Consider the following 22,086-nt stretch of genomic DNA (forward strand, 5'->3'; position numbering starts at 1 on the left):
TGTTATCGATTAAATTAACACAATGGATGATAGTGATCAGTTAGCACCACCGAACATCAGGCACAGCTCGCTCCCTCGGTGGTATTTAACCTGAGGTTATTTAGGTTATTGCATATATAGGCCGCCATTGAGCGACAGGGTTTCGCCAGTAATGTAACCGGCTTCTTTTGATGCTAAGTAAGCAACTGCGGCTGCAACTTCGTCAGGCGTGGCCAAACGCTGCATCGGTACTTGTGCTTTTATGCTATTTAATACGTCTTCACGCATGGCGCTTACCATAGGCGTTTCTGTGTAGCCTGGTGCTACTGCATTGACGGTGACACCGCTTCTCGCACCTTCATAGGCCAGGGCCTTAGTAAAACCAATCATGCCTGCTTTTGCGGCGGAATAATTGGCCTGCCCAAACTGACCTTTTAGACCATTAACGCTGGAGATATTGACGATACGGCCTTGTTTATTCGCGCACATTGTAGCAAAAACAGGGTTGGTCATATTAAAGAGGGAGTTTAAATTGGTGTTGATCACCTCACTCCATTGCGTGTGGGTCATTTTTTTAAACGCTGAATCGCGTGTGATCCCTGCGTTGTTTACGAGTAGATCTATATTCCCAAACTCTTGTAGTACCTGAGTCATCGCTGTGTGGCACTGCTCAGCGTTAGTCACATCCAAAAATAAAGGCTTTACTGCCGCTGGGTTTATTTGTAGCGTGTTAAGCCAGAGATCAAAGTCGGCCTCATTACGCCTTTCGCTTGCTATCGCTACAACAAAAAAATCTTTTTTAATGAGTGTTTTCGTAATAGCAGAACCAATCCCACCAAAGGCACCAGTTACCACCGCAATTTGCTTGTTTTCCATAACGCTCCCGCGAAAAAAGAGGCTATACCAACATACTTCCTAGCCGAGTTAGCTTATCGAATATTTTTGCTGGTATTTATGACAAATTGGTCGCGAGTTGATGTCAGTTTGAAGACAGCGGAAACCAAATTAGGAACGCACAACATAAATTTAATTAAGTTTTTTCCAGCTTTTCCGATATGTATAACAATTAGTGTCTATCCCAAGGAGTGAAAATGGATATTCAAATACATCAAGGTGGTTTATCACTGTTAAAGCAACAGGCTGAGTTGAAATCACAAGGCTCGGCTCAAGTTGCTTCCAACCAGTTAGAATTGCAATCCCAAAGCGATGTGGAGGAAAAGCAAGAAGTACCCGCGATGCTCTCCAAAGAGCTCGATGATGAAGCCGCAGGTTATAAGGAAGATAACCCTGTATTTAAAGAGGATTATGAAAACTTAGAAAAGGCAATGGACCTTATTCAAGCGCAAATTCGTAAACTCCAAGAAAGAATTAATAAGCTGATGCAATCCCAAGAGCAGCGCTTTTTAAAAGTCGAACAGCACCCAGACGCGACTAATGATGAGCAGCAAGCTTTAATCGAACATGTAGGCAGTAAAAAGTACCGCGATCAAACAAAAGTGGATGAAGTGGAAGTACTTGAGGAACAACTCTCTGAATTCAAACAACAAGAAGCGGAGCTTCGCATTCAGATGTTAAAGATGATTTTGGTGGAGCGAGAAAGGTTGGAAGAGCTTAAACGTAAGGGAAAACGGTAGAGATCAGATGAATATCATAAAGGGATTGAGAGTAATTTACGTGCTCGAAAGGCGTCAGCGAGTGTAACGCCAGATGGTAAACCCCCTATCTTTTTGTTGCGTACAGTAGCTACTTTGGTGTGCGCTTTATTCTTTTCTTTAAGTTAGTCAGAGTAAGCTGCTCAACAATGCTATCTAAAAAATGAGCTTGATCTGCCGTAATGTTGAAGGGTAATGCTTTAAACCTAAACTCGTCACTAAATCCCTGTTGAATAGCCTGTTTGAAATAGTCCTTAGCCTTGTCATTTTGCTGATGGTAAAGGCTTATGAGGCCGAGGCTAAATACCAATTCAGGGTCATGGTTGCCGGCCTTTATCTGGTTGGCAATATCATTGCTATATTTACTTATTGATTGATGCTTAGCAGTGAGGAGTGACAAGTATAATTGACTGAATAATGTATATTTACCGTGCTTTTCAACAGTTAGCGCTAAGACATCGGTCGCTTTATCATGATGATTGTTACTTAGATAAGAAAGGGCTGTGAACCAGTTTAATGTCTGAGCATTTGGTGCGATTTTGGCTAATAAGTTAAGGTGTTGGATGGCTTTTTTATGCTGTGTTTGTTGCTGCAAAAACTGCACGTGTTCTAGTTGTAGCCAAGGAGATCCCTTTACTTCAGGGCTGGCGTTGACAAGTACCTTGCTAAACCAGTTGGCCATATACATTTTGCGCAGGCAGTGGAGGTAGCTAGCAACTACCTTGGGCTCGGTGGGAGAAGCCTCATAAGCTTGGCGTGCTAGTGGGTATGCATCAATGGTATTGCCTTGCAAGAGATAGGTCTCGGCCAGATGTGACTTTAACAAAGGCCAATTAGGCGTATTTGCTATGGTGTCATTTAGAATCTCTTGCGCTTGTTGGTAACGCCCTTGAAGAGTATGGACTTGAGCCAAAAGTAGTTTTGCCGATGGACTATCGGGTGTTAAGTTCAGCGCCTTTTCTGTATTGTTCCGGCTTTTCGTCAGTGCGTCTGCAACCTGATTATATAAGTTATAGTCGTTCAATAATGCTCGACTCAATCCCTTATAACTTTCATCTACATCTTGTGATGTAGTGATGCTTTGCTGATACAGCGCTATTGCCCGTAAATTATCTTCTAAGGTTTGTTGGGTAAAGTGTTGCTGGGCGATGCTCAATGTTGTATCCGAGCTTGTTGAAGAAAATGGTGAGGTAAAAGGGGAGTGATATATACCGATTATACACGCCAGAGCTAGGCCGATACTTCCGCAGACTAGAGTGGTAAATCGCTTTACTGCTAGCGCTTGCGGTTCATGATTTATCTTATTAACGGTTGCGCTAAAGCGGTATCCGAAGCTGCGTTCAGACACGATATACTCTGGTTTATTGGCATCATCTTCAAGGAGCTTTCGTAGCCTTGCTATTTGTTTTTTAATCGCATCATGAGTCACGACTCGACCAAGCCAAACTTGTTGTTCTAATTGCTGGTGGCTCACAAGGTGAGGTGCATGTTCAATCAGGTTCAGCAACAATCTATGCGCGAGCGGTGTCAGTACATGAGATATATCGCGATGACTGATGGTGCGAGTAGATACATCAAAGTCCCATTTTTGGTTCAACTGATACTGCAAGTCATCAATCCCGTATTTGTTATTTTATTGATTTAAATGCTTTTAATTGTTCTGTCACGCAATGTCACCAAAGCACACTGGCAAGCCAACATTAAATACGTAGAGTAAGGCTCGTCATAACAATAAACAAGGATTTACATGAAAGCATTACCCCATTTACTGTTATTTTTGTGTTTTTTCTCCATACCGACTCAAGCAGCGACTCAACTGCAAAAACAACTAGAGGACTATATCGCGCAGTATCACCAAATTAAAGAGTTTGATGGTGCCGCTTTGGTTGCTCGAGGATCTGAGGTGTTACTGCAACAAGGTTATGGACTTGCCAATGTAGAGTGGCAAATAGCCAATCAACCCAACACTAAATATAAGCTAGCATCAGTGACCAAGCAGTTTACGGCACTTTTGGTATTACAACAGATTGAGAAAGGAAAGATTGAGCTTGATGCTAACATTTCCAGCTATTTACCCACATACCGAAAGGATACGGGAGACCAAATTACCATAAGGCAATTACTTAATCACACGTCAGGCCTACCTGATGTGTTTAGATACCCTGAATTTCGCCAAGTGCAAAGTCACAACCCTTATAACCGCGATGAGTTTATCGACCATTTCTGCTCAGGAGACTTGTTGTTTGAGCCGGGCTCTGCGTTTCGTTACAGCAATGCCGGTTACACTATACTTGGACGTATCCTTGAGCTTGTGAGTGGAAAAAGTTACTGGCAACTACTTGAAAAGCAGATATTAGTACCGCTAGATATGAAAGGAACTGGATTTGCCGATCATAAGCAGGTAATTAAAGGCCTAGCGAATGGTTACGATACCACGTTGAAGGGGTTCAAACATGCCGATTTTATTGACATGACAGTGCCTTTTTCCGCTGGGGCAATGTATTCAACGGTGCAAGATATGTATAAGTGGGACCGTGCATTATACACAGATAAACTATTAACGCCTGAGACCAAGAGATTGTTATTTACCCCCTCTAAACATAGAAATTACGGGTTTGGCTGGGAAGTCACCGACAAAGGAGATGCCAGTCAAATTAAAACACTGGTTCACCATGCTGGTGGAATCCCAGGGTTTGGGGCTAAGATTGCAAGAGTATTGGAGGACAAAACGGTTATTATTTTACTGGATAATACAGGTGGCGCACCATTGACACAGATGGTTGATGGCATACTCGAAATCCTTGCGGGTAGGGCTGTAGCAGCGCCCAAGTTAAGCCCATATCGGCTGCTTTTTACAACAATTTTATCTGACGGCGTTGAAGTTGCGATTAAGAATTATCAGCAACAGGTTCGCGAAGGGAAGGGGCTGAGTGAGCGCCAACTAAATCGCTTTGGGTATCAATTATTGGAAGTCGGTTATTACGACGCCGCAATTGAATTTTTCAAATTGAATGTTACGGCACACCCAAAAAGCGTGAATACCTATGATAGTCTTGCCGAGGCGTATCTTGTTAAAGGAGATAAAACCAATGCACGTGTTACTTATCGGCAGTTATTGCAATTAGATAGTAACCATGAGGCGGCTAAGAGGTTTGTAGAATCAACCTTGAAGTGAGCGCTGCAATCAACTTGTGCTATGTCTGTTACCGAGCATAGTTTTCTGATGTTAGCGTGCGTTAATTATATAGCGCCTAGCCGTTACCTAAGCCTAAGCGCTATTAGTTTCGTCGGGTTATCTTAGAGCGTAAACTTGTCGACTTGTGATTTTAAGTCGTGGGCAAGTTTACTCATTTCATTACACGCCGTCGCGGTTTGGTTGGCACCTTCGGTCATTTCAACGGCCGAGTAATTGATAGTCTCGATATTTTTGTTCAGCTCCTCTGAAACCACAGATTGCTGATGACAAGCTGACGCGATCTGTGTACTCATTGCGGCGATGCTATCAATTTGAGATTCAATTTGATGGATCATATTGCCAGCGACTTCTGATTGCTCAACACAAAGTGCAATACCTTGTTCACAGCTCTTGGTTGCCACGCCGGTTTCCTTCGACTTGGTTTGTAGGTCGTTGACGATTTCAACAATTTGCGTGGTTGAATCTTGGGTGCGCTGGGCCAGTGAGCGAACTTCATCCGCAACAACGGCAAAACCACGGCCTTGCGCACCTGCTCGAGCGGCTTCAATTGCGGCATTTAATGCCAATAGATTCGTTTGCTCCGCGATTTCTCTAATTACGTCAACAACGACATTAATGTTGTGTGAGTTTTTCTCGAGATTATTGGCAAGCTCACCTGCAGCTGTGACTGTTTGTGCAACGTCTGAAATATGATTAATATTTGATTTAAGTGCGTCGCTGCCTTCTCTGGCTTTTTCACTTGCCTGATTTGCTGACTCAGCGCCCATTTCTGTACTTTTAGCCACTTCACTAATTGCCGCTTGCATTTGTGTCATCGCGGATGCGACGGATTGCAGCTCATTTTGTTGTACATTCATACCTTGGGCATTTTGATAAGAAATGGCATTTACTTCTTCTACTGCTGCAGTTAATTGAATGGCAGAGTCATTGATCATGGTGATTAAGGCGTGTAACTGTGAACGCATTTTTTCTAAAGATTGGGTCAATAAACCGAGTTCGTTCTTACCTGTATCTTCAAGTATAATCGCGTGATTTAGCTCACCACGGGCGATTTTACTCGCAAGATCCACCGATAAAGCAAGTGGTGTCTTAATCGCTTTACTCAACAGCATACAAATAATGACTATGGTTATTACAACGAGTAATCCAGAAATCGCTAAAGTAAATAGGGTGCTATTCACTGCTGATATAGCCGAGCGTTCCGATTTTTCAACACTACTATCATTTAACGCTTCCAGCTCACTAAGCTCAGACATCGCGTCGGCAAACAGTGGATAGCTATCCAAAATGATCCGATTCGCTTCTTTTGCATTGCCGCTTAGGATCAGGTTTTCATAATGGTAAGTCGCATTGACGTATCGCTGCCAAGCGGTAATAAAAGCATTGAACAATGCCTTTTCTTCTTTGCTGACCGGTAATGCCTGATACGCGACTATTTTGTCATTTAATGACTTTTTCAGATCTCTTAAAATAGCTAACCAGTTTTGTACCTCTGAGTCTTCAGGGTTTAACGCAGTACTAAACTCATCTTTACGTATCGTTGTTAAGTCAATTTTAATGTCTTTAATGGTTTCCATCGATGGAATGCTGGTTCTGACGATGTCGTTCAGATTGGCGTTTACTTCTTTCATTCCTTGGTAGCTCATCAAGCCAACTCCAATGAAAATGACAAAGAGTAAGGTGAAACTTAACGTTATTTGGTTAGAAATAGATAGTTTTTTTAACTGCATTATTGAAGCTCAATGAATCCATGGATGATGATTGATATTTAAAGGGGCGGTATTGTATTTGAAAAGCAGGTGATATTAATAATTAAATATTTTTTGCCAATGTTTGCAGTTTGTATTATTTGTTGATTATATTTTGTGTTTTATATTTGTGATTTTTTCTCTGAAAGGTAGTGTGGTTTTTTATCCTCTTTTTGTGGTTTTATTTTCTAAAAAATGTCCGGTTTTTAACTTTGCCATACCACCTGGTTTTTTGTTTAAAATCTTTATGTTATGGAGATTTATAGATAGCTTTGAACGACGAACTTGGGATATGGAGCCTAGGTGAATTAAAATTCACCTAAATTTTAGTTGTAGAAATTTGCATAATATTGATTTAGTTAATTCGTTATAAAGTTATAGACGCGCTAGGACTATTTAGACTTCATACCTTTTATCTCGTTGCCTAGTCATTTCATCAAGTACCATTTGGATCATCTGTTGCTTTATATCAGCATGCTGTGATTTAAGTTCATCAAGTTGTTGGGTTAAAATCTCGATTTCTTTTTCTGTTTCATTATTGCGGTACTGTTTTGCGCCGGTATGTTCGTATCTCAGGGTGTCTTCTTGTGTCGTTGGGACATCAATATCACTTACTGTGGATACTTTTATGGCTCGCTGCAGAGGTGTTTTGTTTAACTCACTAATCAGCTGTTGTAAATGCCGAATTTGCTCTTTCATTAGAGCTTCCGACTGTTCTAGCATTTCATATTGTTGCTTAAAATTGGGGTTGTTATCTTTGTATTTATTTGCCTTTTTGTCCATAAACTCAGTCAATATGGCTTCACTTGCAGGTTTTTCTTCCGTTTCTTCTGTGGAATTACTCGTGGCAGTAGATGTTTCGCTGTTTGCGTTTAGTGCGTCGGTCAAGTGATGTGGCTTCATTTGAATTTCCATAACGTTATCCTTGTTATCTCTATTTCTAACTGTATCGGAGTATTTCCCGATTTCTTTAGCTGTTTGGTTAATCCCCGCTAGGCTAACAAGGGGGGCTATAAGGAGTCAGTCAAATGAAGATATGGTTGGTTATTTGTATTTTGTTTTTTAGCTGCAATAGCTTAGCTAAATGTGAAGATGAAGTATTTAGACAGTTTGATTTTTGGCTTGGTGATTGGTCGGTAACGAGCGTAGGAGGTCTTGAGTCTGGACGTAATCGCATTACACGAGAGTATGATGGTTGTGTCATTAAAGAAAGTTATACCACTGAACTTGGGTATCGTGGTGAGAGTATAACTATTTATGATGCACCCACTCGTCGTTGGCATCAAACTTGGGTGGATAATAGTGAGCTGTTGTTACAGTTGGATGGTGAGTTTCATGAAGGGAAAATGGTATTACAAGGGGATAGGAAAAATGCAGCAGGTATTAAGGTGACGGATAAGATAACATGGACTGCGAATCCAGATGGTACGTTACGTCAGCTTTGGCAGAGTAAGCAAGGGGCTGATGAGTGGCAAACAGTATTTGATGGATTATACAAAAAGGAGACTGAAAAATGAGAAAACTGATTATTGGCTTTATGTGGTTTGTTAGCGGTATTTGTTATGCCCAATCGGAAACGATAACACAGCAAGCGCTGATGGTAAATCAAATGTCTGCAGACGCTTATACCATAGTGGACGTACGCAGCCCCGAAGAGTTTGCGGCGGGGCATATAAAAGGGGCAATAAACATTCCTTTTAATGAGATTGAAACACATCAGGAAGCGCTTGCTAAACTGACTGACAAGCCGCTCGTTGTGTACTGCCGCTCAGGGCGTAGGGCTGGCATCTTTATTGAGGCACTAGCGCCAAAAGGTTACACCTTAAAACACCTAGAAGGTGATATGAATAAGTGGCTGGCGGAGTCTTTACCTGTGGTGAAAAAGTAGGGGGCTCCCTACTTTTTTGAGTAAATAGCAGAGGGTAAAAACAAAAGGTAAATGGCAAAGCTCAATAGGGTTTGGTCGCTGGTACATTTGAATAGCACTTAAAACAACTACATATAACTAAAATAGGGACTTGAAACAAGTGTTAATATAAATGATAATCACTATCGTTTTCAAAATGAAGTTAATTTAGGGAAAAACGATGCGCTCTTCATCTCCACGTACAATAAACCATTCTTTAACACTCTCTCTTTGCGCCACTTTTGTGCTGTTCTCACTACATGGCAATGCACACGCCGCTGAAGTTGCTGATGATATGCTAGCTGCTGATGCCGCGGGTGATGGCAGGGCTCAAGAGCTTGAGCATATTTATGTGACGGGCACGAGTGTAAAAAATTACACAGAATCAGCAAACAAAGCGGCATTAAAAATGATTTTATCACAGCGTGAAACGCCTCAAGCGGTGACCGTTATCACTAATCAAATGATGCAAGATTGGCAAACGGTTAACATTGATGAGATCTTGGAACATGCAACGGGCTTCTATGCAAAGCGTGGAGCCAGTCTCGATAGGACACGTTTTTCTGTACGTGGTGGTGATGTCAATTTGATTCAAATCGACGGTGTGCAACAGTTCCCTGGTGGCCGAAGACCGAATGTAAACGGGGATGCAGTTGCTTATGAGCGCGTGGAGATTGTACGTGGTGCAAATGGTCTATTAACTGGCGTTGGTGACCCAACTGCGACCGTAAACTTAGTAAGAAAACGTGCAACTAGCGATGAGTTTAAGGGCAGTGTGGCGGTTTCGGCTGGTAGTTGGAATAATTACCGCGCAGAGGTGGATGTGGCGAGCGGGTTAAACCAAGAGGGTAGTATTCGTGGCCGCTTTGTTGCTGCACATTATGAAAGAGATTCTTACATTGAGCGTTATAGCCAAGAGAAGACGTCCATATATTCTACCGTTGAAGCTGATCTGACCGATTACACCTTGTTACGACTCGGTGTGGAATATGCTGATACCGCTTCAAAAGGGGCGATAAATAGCCACTCTCAACCTTACTTTTATGCAGATGGTAGTCGCTATCAGGGACGCCGTGGTGACACCGGGATGACGGCAAAATGGAGTAGTTGGCCAATCGAAGAATACACCTATTTTGTTGGGCTTGATCACGCGTTTGAAAACGATTGGCAACTCCATGCCATCGCGACTTACAATACCATTGAGATGCAAGGGGGGCAGTTGTTTTTCGTCTATCCTGATGGGCCTATCAACCCTGATGGCAGCAACGATAATGGATTCGGTTACAGTGCTGTAATAAGTAGCTCCGAAGATGAGCAAAAGACAATAGACTTGTCACTGCAAGGCCCGGTAGAGCTATTTGGTCGTACGCACGATGTTATTTTCAGCTACAACCAATTCAAGCGAGAGCGTACGTCATTTGGCAATGAAGCCGACCAAACCACGATTTCATTAGAAGGATTAAATTTTCATGATTGGACTGGTGATGTGCCGCGCTATCCGTTTAAAGATTTAGGTCGTGATAGTTTGACGGTAACAGACTCGAATGGTGGATTTGTGGCCGTGCGTGTTAACCCGCATGATGATGTCAAGCTTATTGTTGGCGCTAGGCTCACCAATTGGGAGTACGATATTGACCTATATGATCCTAATAACGGTAAGTTTCTTCGTAACCGCTATCATGAAAAGGTGGATACAGAAGTCACGCCTTATGCCGGAGTCGTGGTTGATATTAATGAACAATATAGTGTTTACGCAAGCTACACAGAAGCATTTCATCCGCAAGCCTATTTTGATATCAATGATAAAATGCTCGACCCAAGCACGGGCGAAAGCTATGAGCTAGGGGTAAAAGGTGAGTTACTTGATGACACCTTGAACTTTACGGCGGCGGTGTATCGCAATGTTGAAAATGGACTTGCGATTGCCGATCCAAACTACCCAGACAGCTATCTAACTCCGCAGGGCAATAGGCCATATATTCAGCGCGGTGAAGGCGATACGACAGAAGGCTTTGAAGTTGAGTTTACGGGCTCTATCAATGAACAGTGGAATATCAGCTTAGGGCTTTCAAAACACAAAACTGAATCAAAAGATGGCAAAGAGCTGTTAACGGATCAGCCCAAAGAGCTGATAAACCTGTATACCACCTATGACTTTAGCGAGTTTGTTGACGGCTTTACAGCGGGGCTTGGAATTAATTGGCAAGGTAGCTTTTATGCAATACCACAAAGGCCATTGCCAGGCGGCGGTAGCGAGGCGTACAAGATCACACAATCTTCCGGTGCGTTACTTAATTTAATGGCAAGATATGAAGTGAGTGAACAACTTAGTGTGTCGCTTAACTTCAACAATCTACTAGATGAAAGTTACTACAACAGTATTTCATCTTGGGACGGCTATGTAATGCACGGCGAACCGTTCAATTGGCAATTAGGGATGCGTTATCGCTTTTAGTGAGTCAACCTAAGCTTGGGTGACGTAAGCTTTAAATACAGAATGCACCGCCGATGCGGTGCATTTTTTTGCTTCAAAATAATAAGCAAATTGGCATTAGATTTTGCATTGTTCCGCAACTTAGTTATTATATAAAGTATATATGATATGTATATGGTTTATATAAATGGGTATCGTAAAAATTTCAGATGAACTACACGATGAGATCCGTGAAGCGAGCACTGTGATGTCGCGCTCAATCAATTCACAGGCTGAGTTCTGGATTAAAATTGGGCGACTTGCCGAGCGCAATCCAACGCTCACGTTTACAGAGATCATTACGGCAGAGATGTCGCGAGTGAAGTCACAACAGCCAAAAGGAAATTGAGATGCAAGAGGTTACCTTCAAAACCGCTGATGAGATCCAATTGATGCGCGAAAGTGGGCGATTACTTACTCTGGTGTTTGACTACATTGATAGTTGGATTGAACCCGGAATTTCTACGCTAGAGATTAATGACAAAGTGCACAACTTTATTGTTGGTGAGCTTAGAGCGCGTCCTGCCAGCCTTGGTCAATATGGTTATCAGTTCGTTCTTAATAGCTCTGTAAACGAGGTCGTGTGCCATGGTGTGCCGAGTAAATCACAAATCTTAAAGTCTTCAGATATTGTAAATATCGATATTACGCTGGAGAAAAATGGCTTTATCAGCGACTCCAGCAAAATGTACGTGATGCCTGAAGCATTACTCCCAGCCAAAAAGTTAGTGGCAACGACTTATCAAGCGATGTGGGCTGGGATAAAAATGGTTAAACCTGGAGCAAAACTTGGGGATATCGGCGCGGCTGTACAGCAAGTGGCTGAAAAAGCCGGTTACAGTGTGGTACGCGAGTATTGTGGTCATGGGATCGGTAGAGAAATGCATGAAGCGCCAAACGTATTGCACTATGGCAAAGCAAATACCGGGATGACGTTAAAGCCGGGGATGACCTTTACCATTGAGCCGATGATCAATCAGGGAAGCGCAAAAATTAAAACCAAAAAAGATGGGTGGACTGTAGTAACCCGAGATAAAAAGCTATCGGCGCAGTGGGAGCATACTGTGCTGGTAACAGATGACGGCGTTGAAGTGTTAACCCTACGAGCGGAAGAAGCGTGAGCACCGCTTTACTTACGCTTTTTTTAACATCAAGTGGGTATAACGACCTAGAGACGCATAGGGCTCTTGGCGATTGTATTTAAGCTCTAAGGCGAGCAAAGCATCAAAATCTTCATCCGCCTTACTCAACTCCCTTAAGTAGTCATGAAAGCAGCGAACACCGGTTTTTTGCATAACGCTGAGTTTTGCCTCACCCAGCCAAGTTGCCATATCAGTTTGGCTAATTGGTTTATTGGGACTGAGACCGACTTTTTGCTTTACCTTAAGGCCTTTTTGCACATAGTCAAAGTTACCGTACACCATATTGGCCATCAGATGCGCCTCATGGTTGAAATACATTAGCGAAAGCAAGCCTGTTTCGCTTAGCTGCGACTTTAGCAGCATAAGCGCACTTTGTTGCTCAACCAGCCATTCAAGCACCGCATGGCACAATACTAAGTCGAATTGTCCTAAGTTCAGCGTATCTAGCGCTTGCAGGGGCGCGTGGATAAAATGAAGTAGGTCATTTAGCCCTGCTTCATTCGCGCGCGTTTTGGCAAGTTCAAGCATCTCTTCTGAAATATCAATCACAGTGACATGGTGGCCAAGCGATGCTAAATAGAGCGCTAATTGCCCTTGTCCGCCGCCAACATCTAATATGTGTTTGCCACTTGATTGCGTTAACCAGTCAACTTGTGCGCTTAAGTCGCGCTTAAGCACAGCTTCTCTGATTTTGCCTTTATTGGTGCCATAGATATTATTTTTAAACTTGTGCGTTAGTTCAGCAAAGTTTTTATCTGTCGGTGCCGGTTTTTGTTGCTGCTTATTTCTAGCCATATGCGAGATCACTTAATTGAGCAAAGTGGTATTAAACCGGGTTGTCGATATCAATAAATTCAACATCCAAACCATACTGCGCTGCCAAATATTCGCCAAGTGCCTTCGCGCCGTAACGCTCTGTGGCATGATGTCCTGCCGCGATAAAGTGGATCTGTTGTTCGTTAGATGAGTGAATGGTTTGCTCTGACGCTTCGCCCGTTAGGTAGGCATCAACGCCTTGGCTTGCCGCGAGGTCGATAAAGCTCTGCCCACCACCTGTACACCAAGCGATGGTGCTGATTGGGTGATCGCCAGCAACATTTAAGAGTGGCTTTCGACCGAGTTTCTCTTCAACTAAAGCGGCAAAATCAACAGCAGTCATTGGCGTCGTCAATTTACCTTTTACCGCTACGCTATTTTTGTTCCAAGGCTCAAGGGGTCTTTCATATTCAAGCCCAAGCAACTTACCGAGTTGTGCGTTATTCCCGAGTTCAGGATGAACATCGAGTGGAAGATGGTAAGCTATTAAGTTGATATCATGGGCAAGTAGCGCTTGTAGACGACGCTTTTTCATGCCGGTGACACACTGCTCTTCCCCTTTCCAAAAATAGCCGTGGTGGACCAAAATGGTATCAGCATCACGCTCGATAGCGGCATCAATCAAAGCTTGGCTTGCGGTAACACCCGTGACGATTTTTTGAATTTCGTCTTTGCCTTCTACTTGCAGACCATTTGGACAGTAATCGTTAATTTGAAATGGCTTAAGTAATTCCGTTAACTGATTCACTAACTTGGTTCGTTTCATAACACCCCCTAACTCATAGATAGCGCTAGTTTAACTGGTTTAGCAGTGGATCAAAAAGGAAGATTGCAAAAATAAACTAGGGCCTGTTTATCTTTCAAGTTTGTTTTTGCAGCAGTTTGATTGGTATTTATACAAGGCAGAGCCTGCGTAGCATAGTTGTTCTATGTGAGTCAGGCGATAACACAGTAGAAATGCCAATCAAGCGCTGCCCTTTGGGTTCACCTGAGTGCGCTTTGTTCATTGTTGCTCAACTTTTGCCTAGATCACTAGGCGGCAAGTCGAGCGTCGCGACCAAAACACACTCAGAAGAACAAAAATCAAACAGCAAAGGTCAACAGGCCCTAGTCTTGTATGAATAAATAAAGACAAACAGATCGGAGCTGATTGTTCTTTTATTCGAAATGAAAACAAATTAATGTGATTAATAATACCTTATTCTTAGTAAAGGTGAAATTATGTTTAAGTTTGCAGTGTGCTTGCTGCTTTTGTATTCGTTTACTGTTCAGGCAGAGCTGAGTATCGAAGATTTTGAATCTCTTCGGCTGCAAATTAGGGAGCAATACACAGTCGATCCTAAAATTGCCCTTCAACTCACTGAGCAAGCCCTTGACACCAACCGTTTGAGCGTAGATCAGGAAATCGCAATCTTGAATTACAAAGCTTGGTTTCAAATGGAGTTAAATCAATTTTCGACAGCGATGCGCACAACGAATGAAATCAAACGCCTGATCAGTGGCGCTCAGGATAAGTCGCTGATTTATGCTTATTACAATTTATCAGGGGGATTTATTCTAAGCTGGGATTATATGAGCTTGCCTTAGTGCAGTACAAAGACGCCCTGCTTATCGCGGAGCAAAGAAGCGAGGAAATGGTATTTCAAACGAAAAGCAATATTGCTGACGTTTATTATCAGCTTGGCCAATATGATATGGCATTGAATTATTACACAGATTATTTGCAATTTCTGAATTCAAACCAAGATGCGTTGTCACTATCACTGCTGTACAACAACATTGGTAAAGTGTATATCGCTAAAAATGAACTTGATAAAGCAGAGGAGTTTTTAGATAAAGCGCAACAAATTCAAAAGAATAGCAAGTCTGATTATCATCTATCATATTCGTCACATTATCGAGGGAAAATAGCACTCGCTAGAGGCCAATTGAGTGCTGCTTCTGAGTATTTTAGAAAAGCCATCACGACTTTTCAGCGACTCGGCACCACCAATGAAGTGAATGCCGTTAAGCTCGACTTAATTTCGTTGGATATCAAGCAAGGAGATATCACAGAAGCTAAAAAGCTCGCAGAAGAGGTGCTCGATTCTACTAGGCAAACCGGTGCTAAGAGTACTCAGGCGAATGCCTTGTCCGTGCTTGCGAAAATCTCTGAGTTAGAAGGTGATAGCAAACAAGCACTGATCTTTACGCAAGAATTAAGTCTAGTTGATCGTGAAATCTATGCGCAGCAGCGTAACATTTCCTTATCTCGAGCTTCTTATGAGCTTGAAATGGTCGAAAAAGAGTTAGAAATTGAGTCGCTTAAACGTATACAAGCAGTTCAATCAGCAGAGGCAAACGCACAACAAAAATGGCTCCTGAGTATCATCGTGTTTATGCTGATTTATGCCGTATCGACCATCGTTGTTATTCAGATTATTCGGCGTCGTAATAGCAAACTAAACACTACACTACAAGAGTTGACCAGTACCCAAGAAAAACTAGTTGAAGCAGAAAAAATGTCGTCACTTGCAGGGTTGGTTTCGGGAATGGCGCATCATCTTAATACACCTATTGGTCTGGTGATCACCGCAAACTCTTCCCTGAATGGATCACTTCATGACATTCAAAATAAATTTGAGCAGAAAACTTTATCGCCAAGTCAGCTTAGCCATTTCATCGGAGATGCTTTAGTCGCCTCAGATATTGTTGAGCGCAGTGCTCTTCGTCTTAATGCCACTGTCGAGCGCTTTAAAGCGATAAATACCTCAATTGGTAGTGCAGAGCTTAAAACAATTGAGGTCTCTGACTTTTTAAATTTGCACATTCGTGAAATGCTGATCTGTACAGCACCAAAAGCGAAGTTAAGGTTGGATAACGATAGGCTTGAGATTCAAACCTACCCTAATATTTTGCTTGAGGTATTGAAGGAGTTTATGCACAATTCAGTGCAACATGGTTTTATCGACAACCATTTAGAAGACCAATCTCTTATCTCCATCCGTGTGAATGAATATGATGATGCATGGCAGCTGAGTTATAAAGATAACGGCAGAGGCTTACCTGATCATAATACTGAGCAAGTATTTAATCCTTTTTTTAGTACCAACTTAGCGGCGCAATTGGGTCTTGGCTTAACTATCGTATTTAATAGCGTTGTCCACGTTCTTCAAGGCACTATTAAGGCGTATTCTAACGATGAAGGCGTCGAGTTTTTACTGACCTTACCTAAACAGCTTAAAAATGGCAGGCGTAAAGCTGTGGATAATTAATTCAACTACTTTCGGGAGCTGTGATGCTTTTAAAAATGAGCTGCTCGTCCATGAGTGAGCTCATTGGGCTAGTAACTGGTTTGCTATTAAGGGTTGGTCACCTCGACGTCTTGGCCTGTTTGCAGGCGCTCTGCGCCACGAATAGCGACTCTATCGCCGGCATGTAAGGTATCGCTTGCGCGGGGAGTAATTTCAATCCATTGGCCTTTGCCACTACCTACGGTGACTGGAATTTGTTCAGCTTTATTTTGCTTATCTATTTTGACGATGTGGGTGCCTTGCTTGCGTAATATCAGGGCATCGCGGTCAACCTGCAATACGGGGTGTTCGCTAGTGAGCGGCACAGCCACATCAACTAATTGACCAATCGCCCACGTATGGGTTTGTTCTGCTGCGAGTGTCGCACGCACTTCAACGGTTTGTGAGCGCGGATCGGTTGAGGGATCACCGCTGTGACTTTCGCTGACGTATTATCTGGCTGTGATAAGTCACCAGAGCGGATTGGCAGTTCGATGCCTTTTTGCAGAAACTTTAAGTATTTAACAGGCACATATAAGCGAACTTCAAGGTGATGAATATCTAATATGGTGAGCAGTTCATCGGCGCGGTTGATTTCTCGCCCTGCGCGTTTAAAACGTTCACTGATAACGCCATCAAATGGTGCGCGTACCGTTGCGCGAGACAATTTATCGTCAATAACCTTAAGCTCGACCTCTGCTAAGGCGATATCTGAAAGGGCTAAATCATGTTTATTTTGCATCTCATCGACTTGGCTTTCTGCCGCACTACTGGTTTTTGCGAGCTTTTTCAATCGAGTCAATTCTTGTTGGTATAAGCGTAAATTGATCTTGGCTCGATTTAATAATTCGGCTTGGCGGGCCTTCTCGAGTTCCAGTGGGAGCGTATCCATACGTACTAAGATTTCGTCTTTTACGACGCTAGTGCCTGGCTCTGCTACGTACAACAAACGGCCGCTAACCCCAGCGGTCAGCGTCACGTCATCTTTTCCATACAGTGTGCCGCTAACTTCAATTTCGCTCGTGAGAGGGGCTTTTGTGACTTCAGCGACGGTGACCGGCACGACAGCGATGGCTTGTGGTGCACTAATCGCTGTACACAGCGCTAAGGCTTGAAGTGTCAGTTTTATTGGATTTTTCATTCTGTTCTCACTACTCACTGATTGGCAACTAGGCTGAGCGGGGCTTTGGCCGTTGATTTGTTTGTTTCGGATGGCGGAGTTTGCCGCCCAAGTTGTAATAAACTCGGCATCAACACTAAGGTAAATAATGCACTGATAGCCATGCCACCGACGATGACGGTAGCAAGGCCGCGGTAGATTTCTGATCCTACGCCTGGCATGAGCATCAGTGGCAGCATACCAAACAGGCTGGTCAAGGTACTCAAGTAGACAGGCCTTGCTCTTAGTAACACCGCTTGTCTGACCGATGCTTCACGGCTCATGCCAAAAGCCATCGCAACCCGGGTCTGATCTACTAGCAAAATGGCATTATTAACGACCAGCCCAAGCAAGATGATAAAGCCTATCATGGTCAGTAGATCCAAGGATTGGAAGGTAAAGAGGTTTAAGATATACAGAGCCAGTACGCCGCCTGCGATAGCCAGTGGCATCACTAATAATACTAAGGCACTGTCTTTGGCGGACTTAAACAGTGCGGTCATTAACAAGAACAAAATGAACAATGCGAGGACAAAATTCAACGCCATTTCTTCCATTGCGGAATTCATCTTTTGCGCATTCCCCGCCAAAATAGCACCGGCGCTTGCCGGTAGGCTTGCGCGCACTTTTGGCATTACCTGTTCACTCAAGATGGTTTGCACTTGCTGCAGGCTCATATCAGCCGGAGGCGTGACAACAATGCTGACCGTGCGACGGCCATTAACACGTCGCAGTTGCGTCGGGCCAACCGTACGTTCTATATTTGCCAACTCGCCAAGAGTTTGAATTCCTGATTGAGGTGTAACGATAGGCAAGGCTTTTAGTTCTTCAGGGCTTTGCCAAGGGATACCACGAAGGATAACGTTCATACGCTCGTTACCATCAAAATACTCATTGACGAATAATCCACCAGTATAAGCTTGTACTGCTTGAGACACATCTCGACGCGTTAATCCTGCTTGGGTGATCCTGCGATCATTGGGCGTTAATCTAAGCTCTGGCTCTGCCATGTCCAGCCGAGGTTGAGGTCTGGCAGTTGCCTCAGGTAGCGCTGCTTGCACTGCCTGCAAAGCCACTTGAGCACCTGAGATTAGGTCGTCCATATTGGGACCGGTGAGGTCAATATTGATATCGCGACCATCGCCGCCATTGGCGACTTGGATCATGGATCCGCGAAAGAAAAACACTTGAGTATCGGGAAGATCCACAAAGATTTCTTCTTTGGCCACTTTCATCAACTCTCCAACACGTTGAGGGTCGGCTGAATAGATAAATCCCCCTGCATTAGAGCCAAACGCATAAAAGTTAAAGTCTTTAATACCCGGCTCTTTTTCGCCTTGGTAATAGGGCATTAAGCGCTTTTTCACGCGCAGCAGTAGTTCTTCTTCCATAAACTGTACGTTACCACCTGGTGGTGTCATGAGGTTAAAGAAAAAGCCGTCGGTAGGGGCTCTTGGCATAAAGTCAGTTTTTGGCAGCATGGTCATGGTTGCAACCACCGAGCCACCCAGTAATACGCCAATCCAAGTAAGTTGCTTTACTCTATTATTGGTCAACGTCATGATGAAATTGGTGAGTTTCTGCCAGTATTGGTGATAAGGATCTGGTTTTAGTTCAGCGTCTGGCCACAAATGGTTTGCCAGTGGAATAAGGGTAATTGCACACAGCATTGACGCAATAACGGCAATCGAGAGTGTCAGTGCTAAATCGGAGAATAGTTGCCCCTCAATACCCGCCATAAAAAGGATAGGTAAAAAGATGGCGACGCTGGTGGTTGTCGAAGCAAATAGTGCACCGGTCACTTGTGCGGCGCCTTTTAAAGCGGCTTTTTTGTTATCGAATCCTTGTGCTCTTAAGCGAGAGATATTCTCTTGGACTATGATAGCGGCGTCCAGCACTAAGCCCACTGCAAATGCCAACCCCGCTAATGAGATCACATTCAGACTACGATTAAAGATATTAAGCGCTAGAAAGGCGACCATCAACGAGATGGGGATCGTAGCTGCAATCACCAAGGTTGCTTTTAAGCCTCTAAAAAATAGCCATAGAATTAAACAAGATAAGAGTACTCCAAGGCCTAAATTACTTTTTACTAAAGAAAGGGCATTACGAATGTGGACGGAGGCATCAAAGCTGAGCTCAATCGACAAACCATTTTCAGCCAGCGGCCCTTGGTTTAATTCATCAATTGCAAGGTTGATTTCATCAAGTAAGGCAACGGTATTTGCCTCGTTGGCCCGTGAGATCCGAATATAGTAGGCCGGTTTACCATTGCGGCCACTCATGCCTAAGCGGTCTGAAAAGGTGCGTTCAACACTGGCGATATCACCCAAGTAGATGGGCCTGTCCCCCGAATAGCCGACGCGCATTTGCGCCATACTGGAAAGGTCGTACTGGCCGGTAAATCGCACGGTATATTGACGGCGTCCAACATTGGCAAGACCCCCAGAAGTGTCGCGAGAGCTTGCAAGTACATTACTGATTTGATCTAAACTAATACCAAGCGCGGCAGCTTTGTGCGGATCGAAAGTAATACGCAGCTCTTTTGGCCGCTCACTTGCTAAATCGACACGTGCCACGCCGGGAATACGGGCAAGTCTCGGTTCAATAAACTCGTCGATTTGCTTTTGAAACTGCGCCATATCAAAGTCGAGGCTATTTGACTGGTAGTCTTTGGGCGTGACCAGCAACGTGGCTGCTGCTTCACCATTATTACCGCCGGCAAACACGACTGGGTCTAGCGCATCAAGTGGCAACGGCGGGGCTTGATTTAAGCTTGTTAGCACATCTAACATCGCTTGTTGCATATTCGCACCCACCGCAAATGTTAGCGTAATAGAGCCATTACCGCGGTTGATGTTGGTATTCACCTCAAGGGCGCCGGGGGTGTTCTTTACCGCATTTTCTAGCGGTTCAATGATCACTGATTCTATCTCTTCTGGGGCGGCTTGGCGCCATCCCGAGAAAATCGTGATTTGTGGTTGCTCAATATCTGGCGTCAACTGAATGGGCAGTTTAAATACACTCAACAGCCCAAATAAAATAATCAACACCAAGATGACAATTACACTCGCTGGATTTTTTAGCGAACTGCGTGTCACGTTCATTTGGTATATTTCCAATCTTGCTTTTTCTGCATTGTAGTGTGATGTAAAAAAAGTGCCAGTAAGGTGAAATTCATGTTTGCTAAAGTTAGCGCTAAATCGGCGAAAATAAGCGATAAAGCGTATTTCTGTAATACCTTGTAACGCTTTTTATAGTTTGAAAAAACTTTTTGATCTGAATTAAAGGCAAATAAACTTGTACTAGTAAGATCAATAGAAGTGACTAAACTTAGCCGAGCATGATCAGTTCTTTGCAATAATTGATAAATGATGTTCAAAAGGAGGTTATATGTACGTTGCGTTGAAATGGGACCATATTATCGGAGCACATTTTGTGCAGTGGATCGTCGTAGAGTGCAGTGGTGTAACGGATAAATTTGGATTACCTCAAGCCTTACCACCTAGGCGTGATATTGCCTACTTCACCGATCCCCAATCGGCGGAGCAAGACGCTAAACAATTTGCGGATTACAAAAATACTGGGCAGGTGGAGCATATTGAAAAAAAATACTCCCCCAATTTGGGCGAACACCATGGCTTTTGTCACTATGCGTGGGATCACACCTATCTTGGTGAGCTAGTAAAGCATGCTGTGCTTTACTGGGAAGACGGCAAACACTTTTCACCGGAACCATATCGAAGCGATATCGCCTACTTTATCGACCCGCAAACAAGTGAAATGGATAGTATTTTTTTCGCACAATATAAGCTAGAGCGAGCAAGGCTGCTCAGGCAGAATCAAGACGCAGGCTAATACCAATTGGTACAACATATCGACCACCTCACCAACTGGTGAGGTGGGTTTGTCTTAACAATTACTGAGCATTGTCTACGTCACTTTGTGTATACGTTGGGTAGCCACTTGGTTTAAAACGGTTGAGGTTATTTAGGAAGCGATTATCTTTTACGGGCAAAGTGGCGGAGCCATAATCATACTGATTTAGCTTTTCTCGTAATTCCGCATTTGAAATTCCATCTCCAGTCATTTTGTACCAACTGATAATAGCGGGAGTGACAAAGCGGTGATAGTTGTTTTCGGCGATTTCGTTTGATTTGGCGAAGCGCATTGCATGGGTCAAAATGCCATCTTTATGATAAACAATTTTTAAATGACCATTCTCGAAGGGGAGCTCATCAGCAGGTTTAGTGAATAAGTCGCCATGTGCGCTATAACTACCATGTGTTACTATTCCATCTCGGGTCCACACCGCTGTATACTCCCAGTCATGTCGGTGACCACCGCCAAAGTAATCAAACACTTGGTCTTTTTTAAAGTAAAGTGCATAGAAATGTCCACAATATTCGCCGCTAGCCGTTGTTTTACAGGCGTAGCGATGCACAGTATTAGACGTATTTAAAAATTGATTATCTCGGCAATCACCTGTGATGCGGCCCGATGTTTTTAGCCCTGAATTTTGCACACCAGTTCTACTGATCCCAGCACTAGGCAGGCAACCATCACTGTCAAAATCGAACACAGGTTCAGTACCGTTAATAATGTAAGGTGCGGGTAAGGCTTCGTCTAACGCCGCAAAGTTATTGGCGTAAGTGTACTGAGTAGACGCTGCAATAATGGCGAGGGATAATAAAGGGAGTTTTGTTGTTGTCATACTTCTTTCCTTAATAAATGCAGTTGTAC

20 protein-coding genes are annotated in these 22,086 nt (G+C 43.5%); 10 read left to right on the forward strand and 10 right to left on the reverse strand.

Annotated elements, in window-relative coordinates:
• Nucleotides 1–105: 105 nt before the first annotated feature.
• Complete coding sequence (locus B1L02_RS04280) at nucleotides 106–855, reverse strand: SDR family oxidoreductase (RefSeq protein ID WP_088530055.1); 750 nt, start codon at nucleotides 853–855, stop codon at nucleotides 106–108.
• Nucleotides 856–1,070: 215 nt separating this feature from the next.
• On the opposite strand from B1L02_RS04280, the gene B1L02_RS04285 reads away from it, so the two are divergent.
• Nucleotides 1,071–1,613, forward strand: coding sequence for a hypothetical protein (locus B1L02_RS04285; protein WP_088530056.1), 543 nt, complete (start codon nucleotides 1,071–1,073; stop codon nucleotides 1,611–1,613).
• A gap of 109 nt (nucleotides 1,614–1,722) precedes the next feature.
• On the opposite strand, the gene B1L02_RS04290 is transcribed toward B1L02_RS04285, so the two are convergent.
• On the reverse strand, nucleotides 1,723–3,240 hold the full coding sequence (locus B1L02_RS04290) for a winged helix-turn-helix domain-containing protein (protein ID WP_088530057.1): 1,518 nt from the start codon (nucleotides 3,238–3,240) through the stop codon (nucleotides 1,723–1,725).
• A gap of 138 nt (nucleotides 3,241–3,378) precedes the next feature.
• Here B1L02_RS04290 and B1L02_RS04295 point away from each other — a divergent pair, with 138 nt between their 5' ends.
• Nucleotides 3,379–4,806, forward strand: coding sequence for a serine hydrolase (locus B1L02_RS04295; RefSeq protein ID WP_088530058.1), 1,428 nt, complete (start codon nucleotides 3,379–3,381; stop codon nucleotides 4,804–4,806).
• A gap of 122 nt (nucleotides 4,807–4,928) precedes the next feature.
• On the opposite strand, the gene B1L02_RS04300 is transcribed toward B1L02_RS04295, so the two are convergent.
• Together B1L02_RS04300 and B1L02_RS04305 are read right to left on the reverse strand one after the other, a co-directional pair.
• Entirely contained in the window at nucleotides 4,929–6,557 is a 1,629-nt protein-coding gene (locus B1L02_RS04300; RefSeq protein ID WP_088530059.1) for a methyl-accepting chemotaxis protein, read from the reverse strand.
• A gap of 414 nt (nucleotides 6,558–6,971) precedes the next feature.
• Nucleotides 6,972–7,490, reverse strand: a complete 519-nt coding sequence (locus B1L02_RS04305) for a hypothetical protein (protein ID WP_088530060.1) — start codon at nucleotides 7,488–7,490, stop codon at nucleotides 6,972–6,974.
• A 113-nt stretch (nucleotides 7,491–7,603) separates the two neighbouring features.
• Between B1L02_RS04305 and B1L02_RS04310 the strand changes: the two genes are divergently transcribed.
• From B1L02_RS04310 to map, 5 genes are all read left to right on the forward strand, one after another.
• Entirely contained in the window at nucleotides 7,604–8,092 is a 489-nt protein-coding gene (locus tag B1L02_RS04310) for a hypothetical protein (protein WP_088530061.1), read from the forward strand.
• The gene (locus B1L02_RS04315; protein ID WP_088530062.1) at nucleotides 8,089–8,463 is read left to right on the forward strand and encodes a rhodanese-like domain-containing protein; all 375 of its coding nucleotides are present in this window, start codon (nucleotides 8,089–8,091) and stop codon (nucleotides 8,461–8,463) included. The genes B1L02_RS04310 and B1L02_RS04315 overlap by 4 nt, the downstream gene beginning before the upstream one ends.
• Nucleotides 8,464–8,662: 199 nt before the next feature.
• A complete protein-coding gene (locus B1L02_RS04320; RefSeq protein ID WP_088530063.1) occupies nucleotides 8,663–10,936 on the forward strand; it encodes a TonB-dependent siderophore receptor in 2,274 nt (757 codons plus the stop codon).
• A 166-nt stretch (nucleotides 10,937–11,102) separates the two neighbouring features.
• Entirely contained in the window at nucleotides 11,103–11,303 is a 201-nt protein-coding gene (locus B1L02_RS04325; RefSeq protein WP_010375827.1) for a ParD-like family protein, read from the forward strand.
• A gap of 1 nt (nucleotide 11,304) precedes the next feature.
• Nucleotides 11,305–12,075, forward strand: a complete 771-nt coding sequence (map, locus tag B1L02_RS04330) for a type I methionyl aminopeptidase (RefSeq protein WP_088530064.1) — start codon at nucleotides 11,305–11,307, stop codon at nucleotides 12,073–12,075.
• Nucleotides 12,076–12,087: 12 nt separating this feature from the next.
• On the opposite strand, the gene B1L02_RS04335 is transcribed toward map, so the two are convergent.
• Both B1L02_RS04335 and B1L02_RS04340 read right to left on the reverse strand, forming a co-directional pair.
• Nucleotides 12,088–12,891, reverse strand: coding sequence for a methyltransferase domain-containing protein (locus B1L02_RS04335; RefSeq protein ID WP_088530065.1), 804 nt, complete (start codon nucleotides 12,889–12,891; stop codon nucleotides 12,088–12,090).
• A 31-nt stretch (nucleotides 12,892–12,922) separates the two neighbouring features.
• Nucleotides 12,923–13,678 (reverse strand): Nif3-like dinuclear metal center hexameric protein, encoded by a 756-nt coding sequence (locus B1L02_RS04340; protein WP_088530066.1) that lies wholly within the window; start codon nucleotides 13,676–13,678, stop codon nucleotides 12,923–12,925.
• A gap of 455 nt (nucleotides 13,679–14,133) precedes the next feature.
• Here B1L02_RS04340 and B1L02_RS24255 point away from each other — a divergent pair, with 455 nt between their 5' ends.
• Nucleotides 14,134–14,499: a hypothetical protein gene (locus B1L02_RS24255; protein ID WP_223191925.1), complete on the forward strand. Its 366-nt coding sequence runs from the start codon at nucleotides 14,134–14,136 to the stop codon at nucleotides 14,497–14,499.
• Nucleotides 14,499–16,166: a tetratricopeptide repeat protein gene (locus B1L02_RS04345; RefSeq protein ID WP_223191924.1), complete on the forward strand. Its 1,668-nt coding sequence runs from the start codon at nucleotides 14,499–14,501 to the stop codon at nucleotides 16,164–16,166. The genes B1L02_RS24255 and B1L02_RS04345 overlap by 1 nt, the downstream gene beginning before the upstream one ends.
• Before the next feature lie 86 nt (nucleotides 16,167–16,252).
• Here the strand turns inward: B1L02_RS04345 and B1L02_RS24260 are convergent, their stop codons facing one another.
• From B1L02_RS24260 to B1L02_RS04355, 3 genes are read right to left on the reverse strand one after another with little or no spacing between them, the layout of a single operon-like run.
• Entirely contained in the window at nucleotides 16,253–16,576 is a 324-nt protein-coding gene (locus B1L02_RS24260; RefSeq protein ID WP_232003133.1) for a hypothetical protein, read from the reverse strand.
• Nucleotides 16,522–17,325 carry an efflux RND transporter periplasmic adaptor subunit gene (locus tag B1L02_RS04350; RefSeq protein ID WP_232003134.1) on the reverse strand — a complete coding sequence of 268 codons (804 nt, stop codon included), beginning with the start codon at nucleotides 17,323–17,325 and terminating at the stop codon, nucleotides 16,522–16,524. The genes B1L02_RS24260 and B1L02_RS04350 overlap by 55 nt, the downstream gene beginning before the upstream one ends.
• A gap of 14 nt (nucleotides 17,326–17,339) precedes the next feature.
• Nucleotides 17,340–20,450: an efflux RND transporter permease subunit gene (locus B1L02_RS04355; RefSeq protein WP_088530067.1), complete on the reverse strand. Its 3,111-nt coding sequence runs from the start codon at nucleotides 20,448–20,450 to the stop codon at nucleotides 17,340–17,342.
• A 286-nt stretch (nucleotides 20,451–20,736) separates the two neighbouring features.
• Between B1L02_RS04355 and B1L02_RS04365 the strand changes: the two genes are divergently transcribed.
• Nucleotides 20,737–21,201, forward strand: a complete 465-nt coding sequence (locus tag B1L02_RS04365) for a hypothetical protein (RefSeq protein ID WP_088530069.1) — start codon at nucleotides 20,737–20,739, stop codon at nucleotides 21,199–21,201.
• Nucleotides 21,202–21,262: 61 nt separating this feature from the next.
• On the opposite strand, the gene B1L02_RS04370 is transcribed toward B1L02_RS04365, so the two are convergent.
• Nucleotides 21,263–22,057, reverse strand: coding sequence for an NPP1 family protein (locus tag B1L02_RS04370; protein ID WP_088530070.1), 795 nt, complete (start codon nucleotides 22,055–22,057; stop codon nucleotides 21,263–21,265).
• Between the last annotated feature and the right edge of the window lie 29 nt (nucleotides 22,058–22,086).

Origin of the sequence: Pseudoalteromonas piscicida (assembly GCF_002208135.1) — a bacterium.
Taxonomy (GTDB): Bacteria; Pseudomonadota; Gammaproteobacteria; order Enterobacterales; family Alteromonadaceae; genus Pseudoalteromonas; species Pseudoalteromonas piscicida_A.